The sequence below is a fragment of the uncultured Holdemanella sp. genome (genome assembly GCF_934754935.1).
Lineage (GTDB): Bacteria > Bacillota_I > Bacilli_A > Erysipelotrichales > Erysipelotrichaceae > Holdemanella.
The window spans coordinates 1-23158 of the sequence record NZ_CAKVJB010000025.1; the positions used below are offsets into that span (position 1 = coordinate 1).

General features: G+C 33.2%; 22 protein-coding genes and 1 tRNA gene. 3 read left to right on the forward strand and 20 right to left on the reverse strand.

Features of this window, described 5'->3' with window-relative positions; genetic code table 11:
* Positions 1 to 58: 58 nt before the first annotated feature.
* The 10 genes from Q0E86_RS07575 to Q0E86_RS07620 are packed head-to-tail and all read right to left on the reverse strand — an operon-like array spanning position 59 to position 9318.
* Positions 59 to 340, reverse strand: coding sequence for a DUF4176 domain-containing protein (locus tag Q0E86_RS07575; protein WP_295755817.1), 282 nt, complete (start codon positions 338 to 340; stop codon positions 59 to 61).
* 10 nt (positions 341 to 350) lie between these two features.
* Positions 351 to 1145, reverse strand: coding sequence for a hypothetical protein (locus tag Q0E86_RS07580; protein ID WP_295755819.1), 795 nt, complete (start codon positions 1143 to 1145; stop codon positions 351 to 353).
* Positions 1132 to 1305 carry a hypothetical protein gene (locus Q0E86_RS07585; protein WP_295755820.1) on the reverse strand — a complete coding sequence of 58 codons (174 nt, stop codon included), beginning with the start codon at positions 1303 to 1305 and terminating at the stop codon, positions 1132 to 1134. The genes Q0E86_RS07580 and Q0E86_RS07585 overlap by 14 nt, the downstream gene beginning before the upstream one ends.
* Positions 1298 to 1582: a WXG100 family type VII secretion target gene (locus tag Q0E86_RS07590; protein ID WP_295755821.1), complete on the reverse strand. Its 285-nt coding sequence runs from the start codon at positions 1580 to 1582 to the stop codon at positions 1298 to 1300. The genes Q0E86_RS07585 and Q0E86_RS07590 overlap by 8 nt, the downstream gene beginning before the upstream one ends.
* Before the next feature lie 11 nt (positions 1583 to 1593).
* Positions 1594 to 1887: a WXG100 family type VII secretion target gene (locus Q0E86_RS07595; protein WP_295755823.1), complete on the reverse strand. Its 294-nt coding sequence runs from the start codon at positions 1885 to 1887 to the stop codon at positions 1594 to 1596.
* A gap of 3 nt (positions 1888 to 1890) precedes the next feature.
* Positions 1891 to 2097 carry a hypothetical protein gene (locus Q0E86_RS07600; protein ID WP_295755824.1) on the reverse strand — a complete coding sequence of 69 codons (207 nt, stop codon included), beginning with the start codon at positions 2095 to 2097 and terminating at the stop codon, positions 1891 to 1893.
* Positions 2090 to 5290, reverse strand: coding sequence for an FtsK/SpoIIIE domain-containing protein (locus Q0E86_RS07605; protein ID WP_295755826.1), 3201 nt, complete (start codon positions 5288 to 5290; stop codon positions 2090 to 2092). Before Q0E86_RS07605 ends, Q0E86_RS07600 begins: the two co-directional genes overlap by 8 nt.
* The gene (locus Q0E86_RS07610; protein WP_295755828.1) at positions 5287 to 7047 is read right to left on the reverse strand and encodes a hypothetical protein; all 1761 of its coding nucleotides are present in this window, start codon (positions 7045 to 7047) and stop codon (positions 5287 to 5289) included. Before Q0E86_RS07610 ends, Q0E86_RS07605 begins: the two co-directional genes overlap by 4 nt.
* Positions 7044 to 8381, reverse strand: a complete 1338-nt coding sequence (locus Q0E86_RS07615; protein ID WP_295755830.1) for a protein kinase domain-containing protein — start codon at positions 8379 to 8381, stop codon at positions 7044 to 7046. Before Q0E86_RS07615 ends, Q0E86_RS07610 begins: the two co-directional genes overlap by 4 nt.
* Positions 8365 to 9318, reverse strand: a complete 954-nt coding sequence (locus Q0E86_RS07620) for an FHA domain-containing protein (RefSeq protein WP_295755832.1) — start codon at positions 9316 to 9318, stop codon at positions 8365 to 8367. Before Q0E86_RS07620 ends, Q0E86_RS07615 begins: the two co-directional genes overlap by 17 nt.
* 100 nt (positions 9319 to 9418) lie before the next feature.
* Here Q0E86_RS07620 and Q0E86_RS07625 point away from each other — a divergent pair, with 100 nt between their 5' ends.
* On the forward strand, positions 9419 to 9949 hold the full coding sequence (locus Q0E86_RS07625) for a hypothetical protein (RefSeq protein WP_295755834.1): 531 nt from the start codon (positions 9419 to 9421) through the stop codon (positions 9947 to 9949).
* Here Q0E86_RS07625 and Q0E86_RS07630 read toward each other — a convergent pair.
* From Q0E86_RS07630 to Q0E86_RS07650, 5 genes are all read right to left on the reverse strand, one after another.
* Positions 9894 to 11201 (reverse strand): hypothetical protein, encoded by a 1308-nt coding sequence (locus Q0E86_RS07630; RefSeq protein WP_295755835.1) that lies wholly within the window; start codon positions 11199 to 11201, stop codon positions 9894 to 9896. The genes Q0E86_RS07625 and Q0E86_RS07630 overlap by 56 nt on opposite strands.
* An 8-nt stretch (positions 11202 to 11209) precedes the next feature.
* Positions 11210 to 11749, reverse strand: coding sequence for a serine O-acetyltransferase EpsC (gene epsC / locus Q0E86_RS07635; RefSeq protein WP_295755837.1), 540 nt, complete (start codon positions 11747 to 11749; stop codon positions 11210 to 11212).
* Positions 11750 to 11793: 44 nt separating this feature from the next.
* Positions 11794 to 12534 (reverse strand): NAD-dependent protein deacylase, encoded by a 741-nt coding sequence (locus tag Q0E86_RS07640; protein WP_295755882.1) that lies wholly within the window; start codon positions 12532 to 12534, stop codon positions 11794 to 11796.
* A gap of 53 nt (positions 12535 to 12587) precedes the next feature.
* Positions 12588 to 15140, reverse strand: coding sequence for an ATP-dependent Clp protease ATP-binding subunit (locus tag Q0E86_RS07645; protein WP_295755839.1), 2553 nt, complete (start codon positions 15138 to 15140; stop codon positions 12588 to 12590).
* A gap of 123 nt (positions 15141 to 15263) precedes the next feature.
* Positions 15264 to 15932: a transaldolase family protein gene (locus Q0E86_RS07650; RefSeq protein ID WP_295755841.1), complete on the reverse strand. Its 669-nt coding sequence runs from the start codon at positions 15930 to 15932 to the stop codon at positions 15264 to 15266.
* 140 nt (positions 15933 to 16072) lie between these two features.
* Here Q0E86_RS07650 and Q0E86_RS07655 point away from each other — a divergent pair, with 140 nt between their 5' ends.
* Positions 16073 to 16816, forward strand: a complete 744-nt coding sequence (locus Q0E86_RS07655; protein ID WP_295755843.1) for a DeoR/GlpR family DNA-binding transcription regulator — start codon at positions 16073 to 16075, stop codon at positions 16814 to 16816.
* 18 nt (positions 16817 to 16834) lie between these two features.
* On the opposite strand, the gene nagA is transcribed toward Q0E86_RS07655, so the two are convergent.
* Positions 16835 to 17974 carry an N-acetylglucosamine-6-phosphate deacetylase gene (gene nagA, locus Q0E86_RS07660; protein WP_295755845.1) on the reverse strand — a complete coding sequence of 380 codons (1140 nt, stop codon included), beginning with the start codon at positions 17972 to 17974 and terminating at the stop codon, positions 16835 to 16837.
* A 160-nt stretch (positions 17975 to 18134) separates the two neighbouring features.
* On the opposite strand from nagA, the gene Q0E86_RS07665 reads away from it, so the two are divergent.
* On the forward strand, positions 18135 to 19328 hold the full coding sequence (locus tag Q0E86_RS07665; RefSeq protein WP_295755847.1) for an FprA family A-type flavoprotein: 1194 nt from the start codon (positions 18135 to 18137) through the stop codon (positions 19326 to 19328).
* Between the two features lie 13 nt (positions 19329 to 19341).
* Here Q0E86_RS07665 and Q0E86_RS07670 read toward each other — a convergent pair whose 3' ends face one another.
* The 4 genes from Q0E86_RS07670 to Q0E86_RS07685 form a co-directional block, all read right to left on the reverse strand.
* Positions 19342 to 20649: an RsmF rRNA methyltransferase first C-terminal domain-containing protein gene (locus Q0E86_RS07670; protein WP_295755848.1), complete on the reverse strand. Its 1308-nt coding sequence runs from the start codon at positions 20647 to 20649 to the stop codon at positions 19342 to 19344.
* Positions 20646 to 21833: a M23 family metallopeptidase gene (locus tag Q0E86_RS07675; RefSeq protein ID WP_295755850.1), complete on the reverse strand. Its 1188-nt coding sequence runs from the start codon at positions 21831 to 21833 to the stop codon at positions 20646 to 20648. Before Q0E86_RS07675 ends, Q0E86_RS07670 begins: the two co-directional genes overlap by 4 nt.
* Before the next feature lie 39 nt (positions 21834 to 21872).
* A complete protein-coding gene (locus tag Q0E86_RS07680) occupies positions 21873 to 23006 on the reverse strand; it encodes an O-antigen ligase (RefSeq protein ID WP_295755852.1) in 1134 nt (377 codons plus the stop codon).
* Positions 23007 to 23058: 52 nt separating this feature from the next.
* Positions 23059 to 23133 (reverse strand) — tRNA-Thr (locus tag Q0E86_RS07685).
* Positions 23134 to 23158: the final 25 nt, after the last annotated feature.

Consider the following 23158-nt stretch of genomic DNA (forward strand, 5'->3'; position numbering starts at 1 on the left):
AATTACAAGCTATAAAACAAAAAGAGAGGAGCTGAACTCCATAAGCGATAAAATTCACTTACTCGTTACAGCCCCTCATTTTTTTCATCATTTTATCTAATTCAAAACGAAAATTGAACTCTTCTATATCCTGCAATCCAATATAGTAAAGACAATCAATATCTTCATGATCAAATACGTAACAACTATCCTTATCCATATAGCCTTCTGGCCATAGACATCCTGCATAATCATACACTTTCTTTGTCCTTACATTTTGTTGAAGACGCCCAATGATCATTAATTTTTTAGTTCCCTCTTTTAAAGTCACTACACTTCCAATTGGTAATAAGTCTTTCATTTAACCTCCTTTAATAACTCACATTGATCTTAAAGCCCAGCCCCGCAATAAAGCCAAGCTTCGATCCGATTTCCCACTCTCTATTTGAAAAATGATATGAAAAGTTTGCCTCAGCACTTCCAACACTTCCTTGTGCCGTTAAAGTTACTTTTGCACCAAGAATATTTAAAACACAACGCGTTTCTCCTCTTAATGCCGCTACTCCAACACCCGCCTCAAAAGACTGTTCTTTTTTAGAAAATACAGCCTTACAATTCGCATACGCCACACCAACTTGTCCAGTTGCACGAGCACTCGCATATACTTTAGAATTACCAACACGCGCATTCACTGTTGATGAGAATAATGCCGCATTCGCTTCACCTTGTAATACAATCCTCGGATCAAATTTTTTGTTTTTCCATAATCGAGCACTGATGCTCGATTTGATTTCTCCATCTAATATAGTCGCATTGGCTCCAATATGAAAATAATCCCTTGTATAGTTTTTATTCCATTCCTTTAAAGATGCTGTATATTTGATTGAACCATAAGAATAGCGACTTTGTTTCGTAAGTTGCGAAACCAAATTCAAATTTACATACTTAGTAAAATTATGTTTGCCAGGCTGAAACAACATTTGTTTGTTTTCCGTAGTCTCAATTAAACTTGCACTTTTCGATAAGTAATTCGAAATATCCATAATTTCTTTTGCGATACGATTCTGCCTTTCTTTTAATACAGGATCCTGAAAAACAATACTTCTTGATGCGAGCGAATTAAATTGGACACTTAAATTTTTACAAGAAAAACTATCGGCTTTCACGATTTAAAATTTCCTGTTTCTGTATCTGAATCAAATATTGAATTCGCGATACCTTTTGATTTACATAGACAAATTCTTCACTCGATACTACATTTTTTGTTTGATTCAAAAGAGAGTTTAAATCATTTGACAATACATTATAGAATTGTATCTCATTCATGATGCATCAAATTTTGTTCGTTTTCCTGATATAGATTTGCGGTTTGATGTAAATATGTAGAAAAACGCGTTAATGTTTCCAAATACGACATCATGGCAGGATTTAATGTTTGAAACTGTTCCATAAAATATTTAGATGCTGGAGACTGCCAAATCGATTCCACATAATACATCTTAGATTCAATTTCATTAAATACAGTTTTTATCTCATTGGCATACGCATCCACCTGCTTAGAATATGCCATTACATCTTCACTTGATATTTGAATTTGTGCCATAATCATTCCTCCTACAATAATAATTTAGCTTGCTGAACACGATCTTGTTGAAGCTGTTCATAAACCGAAGCTGTTTGTTTTAAAACATTACTATATTCTAAAATTACTTGATACATTTCATTTAGACTGGGTCTAAATTCTTCTAACTGATTTTGAAACGCTAAATGATCCACACCTTGCCAAATACTTTGCATCTGCTCTACTCTCTTATATAAATTTTGAATTAGATCATTATAGCTATCCGCTTTGTTTTTTACATAGACACTTGCTTGATATACTTCTGAATAATCCACTGAAATTTTCATTACTTACCTCCCATAAATCAACATATCGCAATGCGCAATATGATTCTCTTTAAATGTTTTATTCAAATCCAAAAAACACATAACTGTAACATTAAACACATATCGTACTTCATACGCTAAAAACTCATCAAAAAAATCTTGTACTCGATACGATTCAGAAACAAAAATCATTCTTCGATCAAAAGAAAGATATATACCTATCTCATTCATGAATTCCAATCCCTTCATTTTGATCTTTAAAAAACACACAGTCAAAGCTTTCATAAGGAAGCTTACGCCTTAGTGTATATCCATATTCTTTCAATCCATAGCCAATCCATACTACTTGCGCCTGGTATAACGCTTTTTGAAACACTTCATTTGTCAATAATTTAAAATCTACACAAACAACATATACATCACTATTAGAATCTAATTTAGAACTGATCTTAAGATGCGAAAGATTTTCACATATCGGATAAACTCTATCCTTATATTCTTCATGCATATACAAAATATAAAGCTTTCTTTTCTCATCAATAAATACAGGACGATCACTTTCACTTTCGAAACCAATACAATTTCGTTCTTTTTGATAAGAAAATGATCTACACTCTCTTCTTTCAAGCTTATCTTCTAATACTCGATTATAAATACATTCTACATATGCATTTTCGTAACATGTCATGTTTAGATAAGAAGGCAAATGGTAGGTGTCAAAATATATTCTTTTATCATCTAAACTCTCCACATCAAACACATACTTATTTTGAATCCATTTTAATCGAGAATTTTCATGATCTGTAAAGACAAACGCATACACATTTTCATTCAATAAAGATAAATCAAGATTTTCATCTTCAAAAATAATACAAACTCCACTTTGAATCTGATGAAAACACCTAGACTTAAAAAAGCTAAAATCCACATAATCATTTAATACATTCGTTCCATACACATAAATGGTTTCATCTTTAAAATAATGTATTAAACTATATACAATATCCATACTCTTCGTATATACAAGCTGTAAATGATCAAACACAAGCTCATACTGCTTTTGTATAAAAGGAAGATCTAAAACTCCAAAAACATCTTTAGAAACATTCTTTGGCAATAATACCCATGATCTTTCTTCCTTTAACACATTGACTTTTTCTTTTAGGACATCCACAACACGTTTACTTACATGTTTTTTAGATTGGATAACTTCTTTTCGCTCATTGATTTCACACCATGATCTTTCATCGACATATTTTTGTAGATAAAAACTTCTACATTCCAAACTCTCATTTTTAGTTTGTAGAATCATATCCCCCGGATTCTTTAAAGTATAAGCCTTTTCGTTTTGTAGAATCTCACGACTATCCTGCACATTATTCACATGAAAACATGCCTTCCAACTTGTATTTGACATAACTTGATCATCAATCACTCCCAGAGGTTTTTGCGTACTCAGAACTAAATGTATCCCTAAAGATCTTCCAATACGTGCAATTTCTTGAAGTTGTGACATGAATTGCGGAAAGCGAAGCTTTAATTGCGCAAATTCATCCACAAATATCCATAAATGTGAAAGCGTATGCGTTTCATTATAGGCATTGATATCCGATACTTTGGCTTCTAAAAATAAACGTTGCCTTTTTTCAAGTTCATAATTCATACTCATAAAGAAACGTTCCATCGATTGTATATCCAGATTTGTGACGATTCCTGCACAATGCGCAAATTCATAAAACGGCTGTCCAAAAGCGCCACCTTTAAAATCAATTAATATATATTGAAATTGACTTGGAGTATTATGCCAAATCATCATCATTAGTAAGAAACTTATAAATTCACTTTTGCCAAAACCCGTCATCCCCGCAACCAATCCGTGAGATCCATATGTATGAAAATCCATATACACGATTTGATTGGAATCACTCATTCCAACGGGAACCTTCATCATATACCGCTCTTTTCGAATTGGCCCATTCTCAATCAACTGTTGATAGAAATCCATATTTTGTGATTTTAAAAGATATCTTTTCTGATCCTTATTTATATTGGAAATACATATATTTTGAATACAATAGTCATAATGGAAGGATGGTTCTTTCTTTCCCATATAAATCAAACAATAATACGCTTTGGGTAAACACTTTACATCCGTCGTCACCACAATCACTTCTGAATTCGACTTTTCATTTACTATACAAAATGGATTCAATAAAACATCTCTTATTTCATCAAAGCCTTGAAGCCACAACCACTTACGCATCGAATTTGAATACCACAAATAGTTTTCAAACAAAACCAAACTATCCTCAATATTCCCCATGATCCAACACACTTCGCCTTTTTTTAAGAATATAGGTTGGAGTATTTTGGTATTTAAAGATTCGATCAATTGCTCTCTTTTTTGAATCAAATCATTTAATGCATATTCGTAAGATACTTCACGATACGAAATATCACACCACTTTGATTTTGTACACCCCACATAAACAACATCCTTTGTTTCATGTTTAAAAGTATCTACATACTTTTGAATATATACATTCACTTTCTTTTCAAAATCATGCTTCACTAAATCTTCTTTTTCATACATTCGTTTTAAATACATATCGTACATATCTAAACTTTTCTGATTTTCTTTTACACTCAATTTATATTGATAGTTTCGATTATATAAACCATAAATCATAAAAGTTGTAGCCATTGTCAGTGAACTGATCATACTTGTAAGTAGTGTATCCACTCTTTGTTTTTGAAGATATCCAATCAGAATCGAAGAAATAAAACCAGAACTTGCGATCATACACGATGGACCAATGGCACTAAAAAGACTCTGCTTACAAACTACACGATGGATTTGAGGCATCTGTATATCCCACTTTTGTAGAGTTGGTAATCGAACATTTAAATTCGATGGATAGAACACTAACTCTTTCATTGTTAGATCCTTATTTTCAAAAGGATTATCTACCATATCTATAAGTAGATACTTTTTAAAATAAATCATACGGATATTCGCAATCACGATTTCATCCTGAATACTTAACTGAGTTGAATGTACACGCTTTGAATTCACATATGTACCATTTAAACTATCTAAATCTGTCAATACATCCTTTTCAATTTTAAAATGAAGCCTTGATACTCCACTTACACACAACGAAACATCGCATAAATCGCTTCTTCCCACTTGAATAGAATTCGCTATTGGAAAATGACATTGTGTACTTTGTTTTTCATCAAGAACGAAAGTTGTATGATCCAAAATACAAGATTCATTGAAGCGTAATACTTTTTTATTTTGTTTGTAAAAAATACAAATTCCATTTGTCCTTTTCTCAAACCGAAAACCTTCATATTCATGAATAGAATCTACATCAAACCACTCACAATAATTCTTTGTATATATCCATAACTTGATCATAATTTAAAGAATCGCTTGATCCATATCCAAAGCTTGTACATAAATGTTTTCTTTATGGCTTGTTTTTTGACTTCTGATTTTTTTATCGTAGTAACACCCGTATCATTTTTAGCTTTGACTTCAATGGTCGTTTTTGATTTTCTTAATGATATTTCCACAAAATCATGTCCTAATACATCTTTTGAAATCTCAACCTTCTTTCCATTCACCAAACAAGATTCAATCTGATCTTCAGAATAGATTTGTACTTTATTCTTTTTGCGCACATAATGAATCTTCGGTTTCAATTTTGAAGTTAGTACTTTCGTATTTTTTTCTAAGACCAATTCATTCTTTTCATTTACACTCCATATTCGTTCAAATGTTGCCACTTGATCACTACGCAAGATCTGTTCACTTTTCGAAACCATTTCTATTTTCTTATCTGGACTAAACACAAATTCATATTCTTTTATTTCAAGATTTGACAATGCATCTGTCGTGTACGTTTTCACTTTTAACACATCATTTTTAAGCATACGATTGAATACTTTTTCAAGATCCATATCCATCAAGACCCCATTTATGTAATATTCAACACGCATATTTGCGCTATTGTCATCCTTCAAAAAATCAAACTTAGGTGATTTCTTAATTATTTTTTTATCCAACACCTGTTCATTATTGAGATACAAACTTGTTGATGGAGCCCTCTTATCAATTCGTACAATAACCATATCCGTAACCTCATTTCCAAAGGCATCCATGGCATACGCAAAGATTTTATAGAATAAATCTTTATTTTCTACAGCCTTTAAACAAATCTCTTCATTAAACGGGTGACGATCTTTGATGCCATCTAGTTCCACATCCACATACGCTTTCTTTATATATGGAACATACCAATTCAAGCCTACAAGCACATCTTCATTTGAAACTTTACTTGATGGCTGTAAAGTGATGATAGGCTGAATATTGGAATATACAATCGATCCCTCTAACGCTTTTTTGATTTGAGGATATTCCTTATGTTCTAGAACAAATGTATACGTTCCATTTGAAGTAAAATCAACCGTTATTGAATCTAGATTTTCTAAATCTAGCGAATAACAGAAATTTTCATCACAATATACCTTCAAGTAAAATGGTGTTTCACAAATTCCATCAAACTTTAGATCCATCTTATTCTCTTTTGTATATAACGTTTCCTTTAACTCGCATTCAGGAAAAACAATTGGCAATATATCAATTTTTCGTTCTACCTCATTACCCGCAACATCTCTACAAAGAATTCTTAATATATGATTTTGATTTGTCACATCTAAATCAAATTCTTTGCCTTCACAATCCAATTTCTCATCATCTAAATAAACTTCTATACTCTCTATATTTTCTTCTAAGATTTCAACATGTATAGTTTCTTTATTTTCTAAAGGCAAAACATCCATAATATTATGATCTTTTGCCTTAACTACCACATCCGGAATGGTTGTATCTAAAAGAATTGACTTTTCACCTTGATCTAAGGCATAGCCATCTACATCTTTTAATATATAAACAAGTTGTGTAACACCTTCTTTTTGAACATCAATATACGTATGTTCTTGACTTAGATCCACTTGTTTTCCATCATAAATAACTAAACTTGAATCCAGGTCTACTTTTTCATCAAAAAACAATTCAATATTTTGACTCGATGAAGCTACACCATTGATAAATGAATTTGTTTCCTGCCAATATATATAGTCTGTATAAGCTACATCTTGCATCCAGATCATAAACTCCTCCAAAATTCGTAGATTTCATTCCACCGATTACTTTTTAAATGATCAATAAATACCACAGGTACTTCCATGATTTCACCCTCCTTATTTCGTAATAAAAGTAAATATTCTAAGTAATTACATCCTAAATCTTCAAATTCTTTTGTATACTTCAACAGTTGTGATTCATCCACGCTCTCTAACCAAGTATTCACAGGTATCAATGAAATCTTAAACTCTTCATGAATTGCGATTTGTAGACACTGATTATATATATCCAGCTTATCCTTTAATAACATGTTGTTTTCTTTTGCCAAAGTCATACAACGATTCACACGATTGGCATTCGGTTTTAAATACATCATCACAAAAGCTTCTATTTCAGAATCCTTTTTTAAAGACACATGATCATATACATATTGAATCAATGTCGCATCATTAGTAGATATCGCCTCCTTCATCAAAAATATGGATGCTTGTTCATTTTGGTATACATCATCTAAGATCCAGTCATTTAAAATCCATGTATATAAACGATCTTTTTGATCAGATTCATGATATGCCTTTTCAAATAAGGCAATATTATGATGATAGTAATAGGCATCAAACACATTTTTTGGACTTGTACTTTTTAAAATTAAGAAGACAGACAGAATACATATAGAAAGTACAACCAAGATGTGAATGAGTATATGTAAAAGAATCATTGTCTTAAACGTAGATAAACGCGATATTCTTTTTTCTTGTTTTCGATGACATAAATATACGATGGGCATCATCCAAAATCCAAAGAGCTCATGTACTAAAGATCCCAGCGCATAGATATCACAACGAACATCTTTTTCGTTGAGATTCATTAATTCGGGGGCACAATTGGATCTAGATGCCATAATTGCCACTCGTGAATGATTTTCGATACACGCATTAAAATCAATTAAATAAAAACGATTTTGATAATAGATAATATTCTCTAATTTCAAATCAATATAGAGATAGCCAATCTCATGCAATGCTTGTAAAACAATCAACACATCCCACAACAAGCGATACCTTTTAATTATGCCTTTGTATTGCTTCATAAATTGTTTGGCATTGATTCCCGGAATATAGGTTTCGACAAAATATTGTCCCATCTCATCTTCAAAACACGTTACTAAACTAGGCGCAAGGATCGAATTCAATTTTGAAAGCACATCGATTTCGGTTCTAAATTGATGTTTATATCGCTTTGTTTCATAGTTTTGACACATTTTTAAGATATAAATACATGCACTTAGTTCATCTTGAATTCGATATACATTTGAATTGTAAGAATCTAAGATCTGATATCGATTATTCTTTAAATTCACATTCAACATCACCAAATCGTACTTTCATTCCATTTTTTAAACGCATCTTTCGTTTGACTTCTTTTCCATTTAAATACGTTTTGTTCGTACTCTTTAAATCTTGAATATAATACCTGTCATTTTCACAAATGATCTTGGCATGTTTTAAAGAAACACTTACATCTTGAAGTCTAACATCGCAAATCATCGCTCTTCCCACTAAATTAATTTCATTTGACAATGCGTACGTATCATGATCAATGAGTAAACAAGCTGAAAAACGAACTTGAACTTGTAAAAGCTGTGTTTTATCTTCCGAAACAGATTCAACAGGTTGATCTCTATGAAAAGCTTGTATAGGTTCTTTGACTTTAAATGTCTGCATACGCTTATGTTTGAAGAAGGAAAATTTCTTTGGGTAGTACAATGTTCGAATATTATCAAGTCCTAAGACAAGATTGGGCAAACTAAACTCTGCACTTTTTAAAAACTTCAATAAAAAACCAGGGATTTCAAATGCGGTTGTCGTCTGCATTGTCTTTGCGATATACTCGACCCATTTTTCAGACATATCTTTTTGAAACATCCAATTCGATATTTGTATAGGAACAACCACAAACGCAAAACGATCTCCAAATCCAGAAACAAATACATAGTCCGGATCAAATAGAACAGGTTTATTTCGATTGGATGCGATAGCTTGTTCAAAAAGCTGATGCAAGAAAATATATCCTTCTTCATTTTCAAACACATATTGACTCAAAAAATCATGTAAAGGAATATAGCCTTCAGTCGCATAGACAATGGATGCACTTTTTTCATTTGTGAGCATACAAGGAAGACAAAAATCATCATTCGACATGCGATCAAAGATGGATAGATCTAATAAACTTGGATCTTTTAAATGAACATACAAGTGGTTTTCATCCTTTTTATCTTGTTCTATCCATTCACTCATTTCATCACCTCCATATTCTTAAACGTTTTTAAAAGAGGTTTTTCGAGAAAACTTTCATTATTTTTTTGATTTTTCGCACTTTTTTGTCTAAAATGAAACAATGATGAAATCTTTAACTTATATTCACGTTTATTTAATCCAAACCATACTCAATATTCTTCCTTTTTTCTGGATCGATGTATTTTACGATAATCAAACTTATATTGGAAATCAATTACATCATCCTATCTATTTATTTTTATGGGCACTAAGTTCGGCCTTTGGCTTTTATTATTATTCAAAGAAAATCTGGGAAAAATATGATGTGAAATACAACAAAAAAAATCATGCTCTAATTTGTATAGGCATGATTCTTTCATGTTCAATTCCTTATAAGGATATTACGCTTTTAAAAGATCTACACGTATGGCTATCCATCCTATTTGTCGCTTCATTTATTATGGAATGGTTTTTCTATATTCCTGTAAATCTAAATAAAAACTCAATCCTGTTCTTCATCAACATCGGATTGAGCTTTGTGTTCACATTTATGTTTGGCCATATCACAGGCTTTTGTGAAATCTATTTTTCTTTTACTACAACGATTCTACTTCATCATTGGCTGGTTCAGGATAGATCTTATCAATCTTAGCTAAATAGTTCTTAGCTTTCTCTACAAAGTACATGCGATTACCAATCTCAAGAACCTTTTCAAAATACAAACGAGCCAATTTATAATCTTCTTCCACAAAGGAAATTAAAGCGATGTAGTAACATGAATCCACTTGTTGAAATGGAAAAGTTGCCCTTTGAAGTCCTTGTAGGTAATATTTTTTACATGTATTTAAATCTCCATCCATTAAATGAATCTTATTTTCAATGGCTGCCATTTCTTCACTTTGAATCATGACACCCGCACGTCCATAATGTAGGCGAATATTTTGTGCTTCTTCTTTACAACGTGATAATCCATCTTCATCTTTTAACATATAATCAATATAAGACATCAACGACCAATATTGTAAAGAACTTGCAGCATCCTTTCTAGGATAAGAGATCAATACATCTTGAGCTAATTCTGGATCATTTAAATAGATCAAGCATTGCGCAAGTAATATATGTTGTTTTAATCGTGTATGTCCTTTTGAATTTGTACAATAGTAAATAATAGCACTTGCACAAGCTTCTGGGTTGCAATCTTCATATAATAATCTAGTGATTGGAAGAAGAGATACCGCGCGATATCTTAAAACAAGGTTAAACGCAAATAAATAGAACATCAACAATACCGCAAGAAGCAACATATTATTGATCAAAATTAAAATCACCAATAAGGCAACAATACCTAAGGCATAGATTCCATTTAATTTACGAACATTTTTGCGACATGTTTTCGCAAGTTCTTTATAAGACTCATCTAAATTATGATGGATCTTATACATACGAACCAATTCATCATCACTTGAAAAATTAAATTCTCTACGCTCTTTAGAAATACTCGAACGCAAAGACAACATTCCATAAATACATACAATAAAGGCTGGAATCACAAGTAGAGTTCCAATATAAATCATATATTCTGGTAAGAAAAATATTAAACACATTACGATCCATGGACTGATATTAAAACGAGCTGTTACATATTGACCAATATATATAATGTTTATAATTCCCGAAATCAATAGGGCATCTCCAAGATATAAAATCCACATATTATTTTGTAGATAAGCCAAAACCTGATTCAATGCTTGCGTATTTACTCCTGGAGCTTGACTTAAAGCATTTGAAAACATATCTGAATTTAAATCCACTCCACTTGAAAATACAACTGCACTCAAGGCTAAACCAACCACAAAAGCGACGCTCATCGCTATTAAATGGGATTTACAACGATATTTCCACATATAACCACCTATTTCTTCTCTATAATTTTTGCAGGAATACCTACGGCTGTAGCCCCTTCAGGTACATCTTTTAAAAGTACCGCATTGGCCCCTACTCGACAGCCCTTTTTTAAAGTGATATTTCCTAAACATTTGGCACCACAACCAATATATACACCATCCTCTAAAGTAGGATGTCTTTTTACATGTTGCTTTCCTGTTCCACCAAGTGTAACACCATGATAAAGCTGACAATCATCACCAATAATTGCCGTCTCACCAATCACAACGCCCATACCATGATCAATCATCAATCCACGACCAATCACAGCACCAGGATGAATTTCAATCCCCGTCCAATGTCTAGCTCGATTACTTACCCAACGGGCAATAAATGTATGATTGTGTACCCAAAACCAATGGGCAATACGATGCAGGCCAATCGCTTTGATATGCGGATATAGCCAAAACACTTCCCATTTAGAATGTGCTGCAGGATCAAGCTGCATTGTTCGATTTATGTTATAGATTCCATCACAGATAAAAGATCTCTTGTTTTTTTCTGACATGATAAAATTTTAGTTGATTTGTGTCTAAATTTCAAGTTTAGTGTTTATTTCACATAAACTTCACATAGTGAATCATCTAAAACTTTACCAATCGAATCATGGATCACTAAATCTGCCTTTGAATCCATATTTGTACTATCTCTATTAATTAACACCAAATGTTTACCATGGAAATAATTGATCAAACCAGCTGCAGGATATACGACTAAACTTGTTCCACCTACAATTAAAAGATCTGCCTGTTCAATCGCATGAACGGCTGAATACAAAGTATATTCATCCAAACCTTCTTCATACAATACAACATCCGGTTTAATAATGGCACCACATTTTGGACATCTAGGAATACCATCACTATCCCTATATTTCATCATATCTTCTAAAGAATACTTAGTTTGACAATGAGTACATGTATTTCTTAATACACTTCCATGAAGCTCATATACATTTTTAGAACCCGCAAGTTGATGTAAACCATCAATATTCTGTGTAACAATTGCCTTTAATTTACCCATCTGCTCCAATTTTGATAGGGCAAGATGCGCCTTATTTGGTTTGGCATCTAAATAAATCATTTGGTTAAAATAAAAATCAAAAAATTCTTTTGGATGACTTACATAAAAACTATGAGACAACATAATTTCTGCAGGATATGGATACTTCTTTTTATATAATCCATTGTCACTACGAAAATCTGGAATGTTACTTTCTGTAGACACGCCAGCACCACCAAAAAATACAATATTATTACTTTCTTGAATCCATTCTTTTAAAGACATAAACATCACTTCCTTTCTCTATTATACCTCTAAACGCAAAAAGAAAGGAAGATAATTCACTATCTTCCTTGAATATCAAATGTATACTCGCCATTTTGGCAATCTACATGGATTACATCCCCTTGCATAGCGCCAGTCTTGATCATTTCCTTGGCAATCTGTGTTTCAAGATTTCTTTGAATATAACGCTTCATAGGACGAGCACCATACACAGGATCAACACCCATTTTGGCAATCTGATTATACACGGCATCACTTACATGTAATGTAATGTCACGCTCTGCCAATCGTTTTTGTAGTAAACCAACAAATTTATGGGCAATCTTAATAAATGCAGAATCATCTAATGCGTTAAACACAATAATTTCATCGATACGATTAATAAATTCTGGTTTAAAATGACGCTTTACTTCTTCCATATATTTTTCATGGATATCCCCAGATTCAAAGGCATATTGACTACCTAAGTTTGATGTTAAGATAATAATTGTATTCTTAAAATCAACAGTCACACCTTTCGAATCGGTAATACGACCATCATCCAAGATTTGAAGCAATACATTGAATACATCTGGATGTGCCTTTTCAATTTCATCAAATAAGACAATACTATATGGATTACGACGAACTGCCTCTGTCAATTGACCACCTTCATCATATCCAACATATCCTGGAGGGGCACCAATTAAACGTGCCACACTGTGTTTTTCCATATATTCACTCATATCAATACGGACTATGTGTCTTTCATCATCAAATAACTGTTCTGCCAAAGCCTTGGCAACTTCAGTTTTACCGACACCTGTAGGACCTAAGAACATGAAAGATCCAATTGGACGATTCTCATCTTGAATCTGTGCTTTTGAACGCAAGATCGCATCTGTGACAAGTTCTAGAGCTTCATCTTGACCAACTACACGTTTTTCAAGTTCTGATTTCAAATTCAATAATTTTTCTCTTTCACTCGCAACCAAACGCGTTACTTCAACACCCGTCCATCTTGAAACGATTTTCGCAATCAATTCCTCGTTTACCGTTTCTTGAATCAAAGCATCTTCTTTTTGGTTCGTCTGCTCTTTTTGAATACGAGCCTCTAATTCTGGAATGGTTCCATATTGAAGTTTAGCCGCATCTTCATAACGAGCTTCATTACGAGCTTGTTCCAAATCTAAACGAGCCTTCTCCAAACGTTGTTTATCTTCTTTTTCATTGGCCAAACCACGTTTTTCATCTTCCCACTTAGAATGCATCTCGTCACGTTTTGATTGTAAAGAAGCCAATTCACTTTCAATTTCTTCTCGACGTTCAACCGCTCTTTTATCTTCTTCTTTTTGAAGCGAAGTCTTTTCAATTTGAAGCTGCAAGATCTTACGCTGCAATTCGTCTAATTCTTGAGGCATACTCTCCATTTCAACTTTCAATGTAGCACAAGCCTCATCCACCAAATCAATCGCTTTATCTGGCAAGAAACGATCAGTGATATAACGATCAGACATTGTGGCAGCCGCAATCAATGCTTCATCCAAAATACGCACACCATGATAACTTTCAAAACGATCTTTTAATCCTCGCAAAATACTAATTGTATCTTCAACACTTGGTTGAGCAACCTGTACTTTTTGGAAACGACGCTCTAAAGCTGCATCCTTTTCAATATACTTACGATATTCATTAAATGTTGTTGCACCAATACAATGTAGTTCACCACGAGCTAACATAGGCTTTAATAAGTTAGCTGCATCCATACTGCCCTCAGTTTTTCCTGCACCAACCAAGTTATGAATTTCATCAATAAATAAGATGATCTGTCCATCCGATTTTTTCACTTCATCCAAGATGGATTTTAAACGCTCTTCAAATTCACCACGATACTTAGCACCCGCAATCAAAGATCCCATATCCAATTCAATCAATCTTTTCTCTTTCAAAGACTCAGGTACATCGCCCTTCATAATACGCCAAGCAATACCTTCAACAACAGCTGTTTTACCAACACCTGGCTCACCAATCAAGACGGGGTTGTTCTTTGTCTTACGTGATAAAATCTGCATCACACGACGAATCTCATCATCACGACCAATGATAGGATCGATCTTACCATCACGCACATCTTGTACTAGATCACGACCATATTTCTTTAAAGCTTCTACATTCTCTTCAGAATTTGGTGTATCAAATTTCTTTCCATTACGACGCTCTAATTCAGCCTTGTAACAAGCATCCTTATTTAAATTAAAAGTTCTTACCAATTCTTTTGAAATATAAGAACGATTAAATAATAATGCTAAAAATACACTCGCAACGGATAAATAAGTCTCATCATGTTGACTTGCCCAGTTTTGCGCATCCTCAAACGATTTTTGGACTTCATTTGATAAATTTATATTACTTGTCGAGCTCTTTGCGACACGACTTGATTCTTGTTGAACCATTTGTAAGGCACGAGCCTTATCTAAGCCAATACGCTCAAACAAACCATCCAATACATCATCCTTAAAAATCGTTTCCAACATATCCACTGTATCTACACTAGGATGTTGGTTGGATTTAGCCGAATTGATCGCATCCATTAAAATTTTCTGTAAACGCTCTGACATTTGTTCGATATTCATAAATAAGCACCTCCTTGTACTTAGCACTCACTATTTATGATTGCTAATGATAGTATAACACTCTTTTTGGCACTGTCAACACTTAAGTGCTAATATTTTCAAAAAGAAAAAAAGTAGATTTCTCTACTTTTCCAATGTGTTACGATTATAAGCTTTTTGCCAATTTACACTAAATTCACCAACCGCAATCTTTGTTCCTGGATGATCGATCATTTGATATAAAACATCACAAGGAACTGTCACAGCTTGAATTCCTGCCTTGATCAAATCATGTACTTGATATGTGTTTTTAAAGCTTGCCGCAATCACTTTTGCAGGCATATGATTCACTCTCAACATTTCAATCAAGTCTTTCACATCTTGTACACCATCACCATAATTACACATACGATTTGTATAAGGTGCTAAGTATTCGGCTCCATTCATAGCTGCCAAGAAAGCTTGATCTGCTGTATAGATAGCTGTAGCCAATGTGTGAATACCTAATTTTTTACATTCCTTGATAGCTCTTAAACCTTCGTGTGTAACCGGAATCTTCACATACATATTTTTATTACGAATGGAAGAAATCATTTTTGCCTCTTCCATAATTCCTTCAAAAGATGTTTGTACGGTTTGAATAAACAACAATTGATCTTCACTCAACACATCACATAAATCTTTTACAACATCCATAGCTTCTCTTCCTGATTTTGTTAAGATTGTAGGATTTGTCGTAACTCCAGTAATTGTTAATAAATCGTTTAATTCTTTAATTTGTTCAATATTTGATGAATCAATAATCAATTCCATGATGGATCCTCCTTAAGTTCATCTGTATCCTAACACTAGATAAAATCAGTTTCAATATGCATTTCACATCAATCAAATATTCTTAAACAAACACAATAAAACATGTTCCTTTATGTTCTTTTTTGTGCTTTAATAGAAGTATGAACACAACACAAAGACGATATGAAATCTATGAAAAATTAAAAATAGATAAAACAGTACAAGTGAATGAACTCGCAAAAGAATACTCTGTTTCCTTAATGACGATTCGAAGAGATTTAGATATGCTTGAAAATCAAGGCCTTGCCACAAAAAGCTATGGAGGAGCTACATTAAACGAGTCTAGTTCAAGTGAGCCTTCCTTTGAAATCAAAGAAGGCATTTCTCAATCCGATAAAAAAGAGATTGCGATATACGCAAGTTCACTCATTCAAGATGGTGATTCCATCTATTTAGATTGTGGTACCACTTGTCTTGAACTCTTTAAAAGGATCCATCATAAAAAGATCACCATATTCACTAACTTTTGGAAGATTCTTCAATACGTAGATCGTAACACAAAAGCTAAGATCATCATGGCTCCAGGAACCTATAATCCTATTACACAAGCAGCTCTATCTGAAAGCACGATTCAATTCTTTCAAAATTATTATATTGATAAAGCTTTTATCTCTGTTTTAGGCATTGATTTAGATTATGGCGTATCCATTCCAAGTATGAGTGATGCACTAGTCAAAAAAGCCATTCTTGATTCTTCCAATAAAAAAATTTGTATGGTAGACCATACAAAATTTAATAGGAAATATATGTCAAAAATAGCCAATATGGATGATTTTGACATAATTATTACAGACGATAAATTAGACTCAGACATACACGCAAAGAATATTATAAAAGCACATTGAGAAATGTGCTTTTGTTGACTAGAATGCTTTTGTTCCCTTTGTATAAGTCATTTCAACAGAATAGTCATCATTTAATACAACTAAATCTGCATCTTTTCCAGTTTGAATAGATCCCTTACGATCATCTACATTCAACATACGAGCAGGGTTTAATGTACATGCATTGATAGCTGTTTGCCAAGGAACCATTGCCTTTTCAACTAAGATACGAAGTCCATCATTGACATGTAATGTACTTCCTGCAAGACCCTTAGTATCTGTTAAGTGAGCACTTCCATCTGGATACAATTCGATTTCGTTTCCACCAAACAATACTTTTGTACCAACTGGCAATCCCTTAACCATCAATGAATCTGTAATCATGATACAGTGATCTGGACCTTTTGCGGTAAAGTAATCATTTAATGCTTCATAAGTTGAATGGTTACCATCACAAATAATTTCGCCATATACATCTCTATAACGCATTGCAGCACCAACTAATCCTGGTTCACGGTGATGGAATTTAGTCATACCATTAAATACGTGAGTCATTGAGTTTGCACCATTCGCAATAGCTAAACGAGCCTGTTCAAAAGTAGCTCCTGAGTGACCTTGACTACATACAATTCCGTTTGCACGTAAGAATTTAGTTAATTCAAAGTTATCATCATGCTCACAAGCCATAGTCACAATTTTAATTAAATTATTAGAAGCTGCTAAATAACGTTTAAATTGTTCTAAATCTGGTTTTACACAATATTGTTCAGGTTGAGCGCCCTTATAAATTTGATCTAAATAAGGTCCTTCAAAGTGAATACCTAAAATTTCTGCACCTTCATACCCTTCTTCAACAACTTTCGCAACATTTTTAACCGCATTTGTCAAAACTTCTTCAGATTGCGTAATTGTTGTTGGAAGAATACCTGTAACACCTTCTTTAACGATGTTCTTCATCCAGTTACGAAGACCTTCTTCATTCGCATCATTTGTATCAAATCCATAAGCACCATGTGTGTGCACATCAATAAATCCAGGAATAATTCGCTTATCTCCATAATCTTCATCCACATCTTTTTGGCCATATGGATAGATATTTACAATCTTTCCTTCTTCTACTTCAATTTGGGCTGCCAACCAAGTATTTACCACCCAAACTCTTTTACTTTGAATAATCATATCGACAATTCCTCCTAGTTATTATTATACTCTTAAAAAAAGAAAACACTTACACTTTTTAGTATACTTTTTATAATTTTTATTCAAAAAATGTAAAAACGTGCAAATAAATAGACATATCTAATAAATAATTCTATAATAAAGAAAGAGGTGAATCAAAATGAAAAGAGCTAAAAAAATTATTGATAACGTATACTGGGTCGGAGTTAGAGACTTAAACAACCGCCACTTCCATGGTGATTTATATCCTATTGATGAAGGATGTACATACAATGCTTATTTAGTGGTAGATGATGAAGTTACATTATTCGATACAGTCGAAGAAGAATTTACAGAAGAACTATTAGAAAGAGTTGAATCTGTACTGCAAGGAAGAGAAATTGACAACATCGTTGTTCAACATACAGAACCGGATCATTCGGGTGGATTTAAAAAAGTCTATGCCAAATATCCAAATGCGAAAGTCTACGCATCTATTTCAGGTAAGAAAAATATGATCGAACAATACTTTGATCAAGTCCCTTATCAAGTTGTTAAGACAAACGATACGATCAATACAGGAAAATATGATTTTGTCTTTGTCGAAATGCAGATGATTCATTGGCCAGACAACATGTTGACATATTGTCCACAATTAAAGACCGTATTCTCAAATGATGCCTTTGGACAACATATTGTAAACTTTAACTTAACGGATGAAGGACTAGATAAAGCTTATTGTTTAAAACAAGCCAAAGAATACTTTGCGAATATTGTTTTACCATATACAACACCAGTACAAGCTAAATTAAACTTAATTCTAGGTATGAATTTAGATATTGAATACATCATGCCTGCTCATGGTATCATCTGGAAAGACTATATTGGTGATATCCTTGAAACATATAAAGGTATCGCCGCTCAAAAAACAGAAAATAAAGCCGTTATCGTATATGAATCTGTATGGAAACATACACAACAGATTGCTGAAAGTCTAGCTGAAGGATTTAGTGATGCTGGTATGGATGTCAAAGTCTATAAATTATCGGATACAAAATCAAGTATTGTCATGCGCGAAATCATGGATGCTAAAGTCGTATGTATTGGATCAGGTACATATAATAATGTCATGGCACCAAGTGTTGCAGCTTTCCTTGAACACATTCGTCCATGTAAATTTAAGCACAAAAAAGGGTTGGCCTTTGCCGCATATGGATGGTTTAACCAAGTTGCCAAGGAAATCGATACTAGAATGCAACAATCTGGTATTGAATCTTGTCACGATGTCATCAATCAATGTTACACACCAAGTGATGATCAATTAGAAGATTACTACAATATCGCTCAAGAAATCGCAAAAAATTGCCAGGAATAATTTCCTGGCCTTTTTAATCTAAATTCACATGTGAGTTGGGCAATAATCTGAGTCCTTTAGGAATCTTATTTTTGATTTGTCTTCCATCACTTTTGCCAAAACCAAACGGATGCCCCTTAAAACACACAGCTACATACCCTTTTTCACATTCCTTCTGTAAAACTTCTCCATGCATAAAAAGATCCATTTCTTCTAGAGTTACATCCACTTTTCTTTTATAATCAAAATCCGCAACCATATAAAAAGAATGACTTGGCTCAAAACGATTCTTAATGACATCCCCCAAATATACGCCTTGACGCAATACTTTTACTTTCTTAAAATCTACAAATGGAACATCCATCCCATATACACGATCTTTATCGATATAGTAATAGTTTGGCAATGTATTCAATTGTTCCTTCAAAAACTTTTCACTTACTTTATCAATTTTCTTAGTCTTTAAAACAGGAAGTTTACCTGCAACACCAGATTGTTTCTTGAATTTCGCAATGAAATGACCTTCACCGCCATCCATCGGAAATATACGACGAACATTTAAATCTTTAAATCCTTTTCTTCCCCACAAAACATTTGGATCTACAAGTTTAATATCTTCATGTTTTTCTAAGAAAGATAAAACAACATCTTCATCTTCTTCTAAAGCATATGTACAAGTTGAATACACCAAAGTACCACCCGGTTTCAACATGGAATAGGCATATTCTAAGATTTCTTTTTGGCGAGCTGCACAAAGCTCAATATTTTCAATACTCCAATGATTCAAGGCAATATCATGCTTTTTGATCATACCCTCACCACTACATGGAGCATCTACTAATATCTTATCGAAACAAGCATCAAACACTTTCGTAAGCTTATCTACACTCGAATTGGTTACAGCTACATTTTTAACACCCATACGCTCTATATTGGATAAAAGAATTTGTGCTCTTTTCGCATCGATTTCATTCGATACTAAATACCCACTTTTTAGATGAGAAGCAATCTGCGTACTCTTTCCACCAGGAGCTGCACATAAATCTAATACATAATCATCTTCTTGCACATCTAAAATTTCAACGGCACTCGATGCACTTGGTTCTTGTAGATAGAAACATCCACAAATATGATAAGGATGATTACCCAAGGGTTTATCTACATAATAGCTTTCCTTACAAAATTGACTTGGACTTTCTAAATGATCAAATTCATTGATTTCTGCCTTTTTTAAATTAATACGCATACCACGATATAAAGGTTTTGATAAAGAATTGATATATGCATCATATTCATCTTTTAATAATTCCTTCATTCGCGAAAAATACATTTCTTGACTCATAAACCCTCCAAAACTATCTCAGGATCTATACGACACGCATAGTCTGAGCATGTTGCAGCTTTATTAAAACCGCAACCAAAAGAAAAATCAGCACCGCTGTTTCTAAAATATTCTACAGTCGAATTCAAATCTTGCTTTAACTCAAACACCTCTATATGTGTATGAGGACCCGTTGAATTACCACTGTTTCCGCTTTTCGCTATAACTGTTTTTTGACTGACTTGCTGGCCACTTGTTACATAGATTTCACTAGACAAATGCGCATAACTAACTGCATATAGCTGATTGTTGACGGCTACCACCATACAAATCGAATTACCAGCTCCACTTGGCCATCCACACATATTCCCAAGATATCCATTATTTGATTCTACAGGTGCATGCGCATACAATACGATACCGTTGGCAACTGCTAGTACATCACTATACATTGCGCTTGCGATATCCAATCCCAAATGAAGACTTCCATCTGGATATGACCAGCATCTAGCACTGATTGTACCATTTTCGACCGGATTTTGCCAAAAAGAACTATATGTATCAATCGCATAATTACCATCAACCAAACAAGACATGCCATTGTTTTCTAAAATTTCATAGCCGCCATATGCAGGTAAAGCCTCACTTCCAGCAATCATCGAATCTTGATTAAACGAAGACGAATCATCAAAATGACTCAAGCTCGAAAAGCGCGAAAATAAACGCTTTTGACAATTGTCTAAACGAGTTAAATAAGATTCATACAAATCAAGCTTATGTTTATTCTTTTTCCATTGTTTCTTACTTTTCAAATATTGAATCTGACTACGCTTATATTCATTGAAGCATTTCGTTAAATCCTTATCGATCCAATAGGATTGAAACATCAAATCTTGTTTTTGAATAGAAACCAAATCCAAACTATACTCCAGCTTTTTGAGTTCATAATAATTCTTTTTTTGTTTATAAGATGATTTAAGATCCTCTAATTTTTGACTTTGAGAATCCATTCTACAATTCAAATCCACTTGTTCATTTTGAATCGCATTTGAAACATCTCTACATTTTAAAGACAAAAAGCTAGCCTTATCCTGATCAACCACTTCTACTTTTGATTCAATATTTGAAACTAACATTTCATAATCTGGTACATTCAGTGTTTGAAGTCCAATAAAAAAACAGACAAAAAGAGATATATATTTCATAAAACTCCTTCTACTGTCTGTCTTCTAAATTCATTGTATTTATTTTTCTTTGTACATGCAAGCACTATTTAAAATAATAAAACATAAAGTTCCTGTCGCAACAATATTGAGCGTGCAATCTAACAATCCATAAATCAATACGATCGCAATAAAACACATCATCATGCCAAATAAAGCTGGATTTTCTTTTCTTGTATTTGAAGTAAAGATTTCTTTATTTAACACAAAAGTATAAGCTAGTACAAGAATTGTACCAACAACACCATACGATAAAATAGAATCGATATAAATATTATGCGCATGCGGTGCCTTATGACCATGCACCAAAGGATAAAACTTTTTATATGTCTGTGGTCCCCATCCAAAAAGTGGATACATAGAAATACATATAAATGCTGTCTTCCAAATCTTGATACGAGAGGCAAACGTAGACATATCACTAATTCTAGGAATCAATGTAGGCTTCAAGAAAACCAAGCCACATACACATAACTCCAATATAATAGATGTAATAAATAATTTCTTCCAACGCACACAATATAAAAAGATGGGAAAGATTAGTACAAAAGGTAAGAGTGCTGTTCTAGATCCTGTTAGATATAGTACAAAGAAGTTAAATAATGCCACAATAAAATAGCCAATCTTACAAAGAACATTGTCATTTTTCACAAAACGATACATGCACATCACGCATACAAAATCAATGACCATCGCATAAATGTTCGCATTCATAAATGTCGATGTAATTCTTCGTTTTGGTGAATTAAAGATATGGAATTCTAAGAAGGTTCTTCCATTCGCAATTGAAATTTGATTAAATTGATACAATCCATAAATAGCCGCAAAAATAGATAGAACAATAATTAAATCACACATCTTTTCAAAAGTGTTTTTTGTGATGCTTGATCGATAATAAGCGCCATATAAACCAATCAACACAAATAACAATGTATTGCCAAAACCATTCCAGTTTGAATATAAAATCGTAACAATCAATTCCAATCCGATAAAACCATATAAAAAAATGGCTCCCGTTTGATTTTTTATGGCATCCACTAATTTATGGCGACAAAAAGCTTGTATTAATATGCATATGATTCCAACGCTGGCAACTTGATAAGGCAAAAAAAGAAAACATGTCGCCAACAATATCATTTTTTCATCTAAATTCATAGACTCTCCCTTCAAAAAAAGAAGCTGGATAAACCAGCTTGATTTCAAATCATGGTGCCGACTATCGGATTTGAACCAATGACCTACGCGTTACGAGTGCGTTGCACTACCACTGTGCTAAGTCGGCATTTAGACTACCCATTAAGGATAGT